Here is a 4,781-nt window from a genome sequence, read left to right on the forward strand (position 1 = left end):
ACCCAGGACCCCAACATTAAAAGTGTTGTGCTCTACCAACTGAGCTACCAAGTCCTTTGCAATTCCTCACTCTAGCTAAGAGCTTTATTGCGGGTGCAAAATTACAGCTTTTTTTCATATAAACAAACAAAAAAATGATTATTTTTGCATTTTGTTTCTGTCTTTATCGCAACACATTATTACTCTGTATTTTATGGATGAAAAAATTATCCTTTTGGGCTATATGGGAAGTGGAAAATCTACCATTGGTAAGCTCCTTGCTCATTCTCTTGCCCTCCCTTTTGAGGACTTAGACGACTTTATTACACGCAAAGAAGGAAAAGAAATCTCTGAGATATTTGCCCAAAAAGGGGAAATTTATTTTAGAAAACAAGAACTTGCTTACCTTAAGGAACTCCTCTCTTCTCCTTCTCCCATGGTAATTGCCCTGGGAGGTGGCACCCCTTGTTATGGAAAAGCAATGGAGCTTGTCCGTGCAGCCTCTCCTTATTCTTTCTACCTACAACTACCTACAACCGTCCTTATGGCTCGACTCCTTCCTGAAAAGGAACAACGACCACTTATCGCTCACCTATCCCAAAAAGATATGGAAGAATTTCTAAACAAACACCTCTTCGAACGTTTTCCTTTCTACACCCAAGCCCATTTTACCCTCCCCTGCCATGGGCTAAGCCCTGAACAAATTGTAGAAAAAATAAAAGCACAAATAAAATAATTAAAAAAAATCTTGACAATACCCCCTTGAAAGTCGTATATTTGCACCTTTAAATGCTTTTGATACAAACAATGAAATTATCTAGCTTTAACTTCAATCTTCCCAAAGAACTCTTAGCTGAGTATCCTAGCGAAAACCGCGATGAAGCACGCCTTATGGTCGTTCATCGCAAAACAGGCACTATCGAACATAAATTGTTCAAAGATGTGATTGATTATTTTGACGACGGAGATGTTTTTGTACTTAATAACACCAAGGTATTCCCTGCACGCCTCTATGGTCATAAGGAAAAAACCAATGCTAAAATAGAAGTTTTCCTACTTCGTGAGCTTAACAAAGAACAACGCCTATGGGATGTACTGGTAGACCCTGCCCGAAAAATTCGTATCGGTAACAAACTTTTCTTTGACAAAGAGGAAGAATTGGTAGCAGAGGTTATTGATAACACTACCTCTCGCGGACGTACCCTGCGTTTTCTTTTTGATGGTTCCTATGAGGGCTTCCGTAACAAACTCTTAGAATTGGGACATACTCCACTGCCTAAGTATATCTCCCGCCCTGTAGAGCCTGAGGATGAAGAGCGTTATCAAACCATTTATGCAAAGCATGAAGGAGCTGTAGCTGCGCCTACTGCGGGGCTACACTTCTCCAAACAGCTAATGAAACGATTAGAAATCAAGGGTATCAACTTTGCTGAACTTACCCTACATGTGGGGCTAGGCACCTTTAATCCTGTGGAAGTGGAAGACCTCTCCAAGCACAAAATGGACAGCGAAGAGATTATAATTCCTCAGGAAGCTTGTGATAAGGTGAATAAAGCTAAGGAAGCAGGTAAGCGTGTATGTGCGGTAGGAACTACCGTTATGCGAGCTATGGAAAGTTCTGTATCCTCTCACAATACACTGAATCCTTTTGTCGGTTGGACCAACAAGTTTATTTTCCCTCCTTACGATTTTGGGGTAGCCAATGCAATGATTACTAATTTCCATACGCCCAAATCCACCCTTCTGATGATGGTCTCTGCTTTTGCTGGACATGAACTCATCATGGATGCCTATGAGGAAGCTGTAAAAGAAAAATACAAATTCTTCTCCTACGGAGATGCTATGCTAATCATATAATGGTTAATTGTCAATTATTAATTATCACGAATGACAACTTAACTATTGACAATTTAAGATAGCAACCAATATCAGAAAATTAACAATTAATAATTAACAATTGATAAGTCGTTTATTCCTTATTGCCTTACTATGTATAGGGCAACCTATAGTATTTGCACAGAGCCAACAGGACGAAGTGGCACAAGAAAAAGAGGCCTTGCCTAAGCCTTATAACCCCGAAGAGGACGGACTTGAAAAAATCAATGAGCTGCTCAAGCAAGCTCAAAAAAAGAACAAGAAACTCCTTATCCAGATAGGGGGTAATTGGTGTATATGGTGCTTACGCTTTAATCACTTGGTAACCACTGATCCAAAGCTAAAAAAGATTTTGGATAAGAAATACCTCTATTACCACCTAAACTATTCTCCGGAGAATAAGAATGAAAAAGCCTTTGCCAAATATGGGAACCCTGGAGAGAAATATGGATACCCCGCCTTTCTGATTCTTGACAAAAAAGGAAATATCCTCACCACTCGAAAGACCGAGGATATGGAAGAAAACAAAGGATATAATAAGGAAAAAGTCAGAAAATTCCTATTGGGAAGATTGGACTTAAACGGTCAACTTTAACGTTTATTTTAAGACAAAAAAGTATTTTATTTCACGATTATTTTCTAACTTTGCACCCGTTAAAAATAAAGTTTTTATGGCAAATATTACTTTTCATAATGAACCTGCCTCTACTGCAGGTGAACTACCTAAAGTAGGTACTATTGCTGCTAATTTTGTAGCAGTTGGTGGTGATTTGAAAGAAAAATCACTCTCTGATTACCAAGGACAACGTGTAGTGCTCAACATATTCCCCAGTGTAGATACAGGAGTATGTGCCGCTTCTGTAAGACGTTTTAACCAAGAAGCTGCCAACCTCCCTAATACCAAAGTATTGTGTATCTCCAAGGACTTACCTTTTGCTATGACACGTTTCTGTGGGGCTGAAGGACTTAACAATGTAGAGGTACTCTCCGACTTCCGTGGCGATTTCTCTAAGAAATATCCTTTGGAACTTCTTGATACTCCACTTAAGGGACTTCTCTCCCGTGCTGTTATTGTCTTGGATGAAGAAGATAGAGTGCTCTATACCGAACAGGTAGAGGAAATCACTCATGAACCTGATTATGAAGCTGCTCTTAGGGCTTTAAAATAAGAAATAAGTCTTTAAGATAAGAAAATAGGGAGCGAAAGGTCGCTCCCTATTTTACTCTTCATGCTGATGATAACAACTACAAGTGGTATCCCCACAACGGAAATTACAGGTATCTATCTCTAAGGTGGCATGTTGTATGCCTTCGTGATAGAGGGAGTGCTTGAGTTCTTTCTTCATCTGCATTATTTCTTCCAAAGAGATGCCTTCCTTAATCACCAAGTGTGCTGTCAAGGCATTCTCAGAACTGCTCAGTGCCCAGATATGTAAGTGATGAATGGAAGAGACACTAGGGTGAGCAAGCAGTAATTGCTGTATTTCTTCATTGGATACTTGGTGAGGTACTCCATCTAAAATGAGCTTAACACTCTCCTTGAGTAGTGCCCAAGTAGAAAAGAGAATAACAAAAGCAATAACAAAACTGATAATTGGGTCTATAATATTCCACCCTGTAAGCGAAATCAAAGCTCCTGAAACGATTACTCCAAAGGAAACCAATGCATCCACCAAGAGATGTAAGAAAGCCCCCTTGATATTGATATCGTCTTTCTGTCCTTTATAGAAAAGAAAGGCTGAAAGCCCATTGATAAAAATCCCTATCAGTGCCGTGATAATAATCATCGTTCCCTGCATCTGAGGAGGATGAGAAAAACGCTCAATACTCTCCACCCCTATTTTGATAACTATCAAGCAGAGAATCACTGCATTGACAAACGAAGCTAGTATAGAGGCCTTTTTATACCCATAGGTATAAAGTGCTGTAGCTCCCTTTTGCGCCAATTTCATACCCAAAAGAGAAATAATAAGGGTAGCCACATCACTCAGGTTATGACTAGCATCCGAGATCAAGGCTAAGGAATTGATACGAATCCCCACTACAAACTCAATAATTGTATAGAGTGCATTGGCACCTATCCCTACATAAAAAGCCTGATTGATACGCTTCAAATCTGGTACATGGTGATGATGGTGGTGACCATGATGGTCATGATCATGATGTTCCATATTTTTAGTAATTAGTGGTTAGTGATTAGTTGCTATGGACTAACAACTAATCATTAACGATTGTTCCTACTACTTCTCCTGCTACTATTTTTGCCAAGTTGCCCTTTTTGTTCATATCAAAAACGATAATTGGCAAGTGGTTTTCTTGGCTAAGAGTAAAGGCAGTCATATCCATTACTTTAAGATTTTTGTCTATAGCCTCAGCAAAAGTAAGGTTTCCATACTTAGTAGCTTTAGGATCTTTCTCTGGATCAGCAGTATAGATACCATCTACACGGGTACCCTTGAGGATTACATCAGCATTGATTTCTATGGCACGAAGCACAGCCGCTGAATCGGTGGTAAAGTATGGGTTCCCTGTACCAGCCCCAAAGATAACCACACGCCCTTTTTCCAAGTGGCGTACCGCTCTACGACGGATAAAAGGTTCCGCAATAGCCTCCATGGTAATAGCAGTTTGCAAGCGAGTGAGTACCCCCTCATCCTCTAAAGCACTTTGTAATGCTAATGAGTTAATCACCGTGGCAAGCATACCCATATAATCGCCCTGTACCCTGTCCATACCATTGCTAGCTCCAGCAAGCCCACGGAAGATATTCCCTCCTCCAATGACCACCGCTACTTCGGCTCCTTGTTCTACGACCTGTTTTATCTCAATAGCATATTCCTTCAATCGCGCAGGATCTATACCATGCTGACGATCTCCCATAAGGGCTTCTCCACTTAGCTTGAGGAGGATTCTCTTGTATTTCATTT

General features: G+C 40.2%; 6 protein-coding genes. 4 read left to right on the forward strand and 2 right to left on the reverse strand.

Going from position 1 to position 4,781, the window contains the following annotated elements:
• The first annotated feature begins 193 nt into the window (after positions 1–193).
• From Q0625_RS06180 to tpx, 4 genes are all read left to right on the forward strand, one after another.
• Positions 194–715: a shikimate kinase gene (locus tag Q0625_RS06180; protein WP_298824603.1), complete on the forward strand. Its 522-nt coding sequence runs from the start codon at positions 194–196 to the stop codon at positions 713–715.
• Between the two features lie 71 nt (positions 716–786).
• Complete coding sequence (gene queA / locus Q0625_RS06185; RefSeq protein WP_298824606.1) at positions 787–1,836, forward strand: tRNA preQ1(34) S-adenosylmethionine ribosyltransferase-isomerase QueA; 1,050 nt, start codon at positions 787–789, stop codon at positions 1,834–1,836.
• Between the two features lie 103 nt (positions 1,837–1,939).
• Positions 1,940–2,449, forward strand: a complete 510-nt coding sequence (locus tag Q0625_RS06190; RefSeq protein ID WP_298824618.1) for a thioredoxin family protein — start codon at positions 1,940–1,942, stop codon at positions 2,447–2,449.
• Between the two features lie 76 nt (positions 2,450–2,525).
• A complete protein-coding gene (tpx, locus tag Q0625_RS06195; RefSeq protein ID WP_298824610.1) occupies positions 2,526–3,023 on the forward strand; it encodes a thiol peroxidase in 498 nt (165 codons plus the stop codon).
• A 51-nt stretch (positions 3,024–3,074) separates the two neighbouring features.
• On the opposite strand, the gene Q0625_RS06200 is transcribed toward tpx, so the two are convergent.
• A complete protein-coding gene (locus Q0625_RS06200) occupies positions 3,075–4,025 on the reverse strand; it encodes a cation diffusion facilitator family transporter (protein ID WP_298824613.1) in 951 nt (316 codons plus the stop codon).
• Positions 4,026–4,071: 46 nt separating this feature from the next.
• Entirely contained in the window at positions 4,072–4,779 is a 708-nt protein-coding gene (gene pyrH / locus Q0625_RS06205) for a UMP kinase (RefSeq protein ID WP_298824616.1), read from the reverse strand.
• Between the last annotated feature and the right edge of the window lie 2 nt (positions 4,780–4,781).

The organism is uncultured Capnocytophaga sp. (genome assembly GCF_938029845.1).
Lineage (GTDB): Bacteria > Bacteroidota > Bacteroidia > Flavobacteriales > Flavobacteriaceae > Capnocytophaga.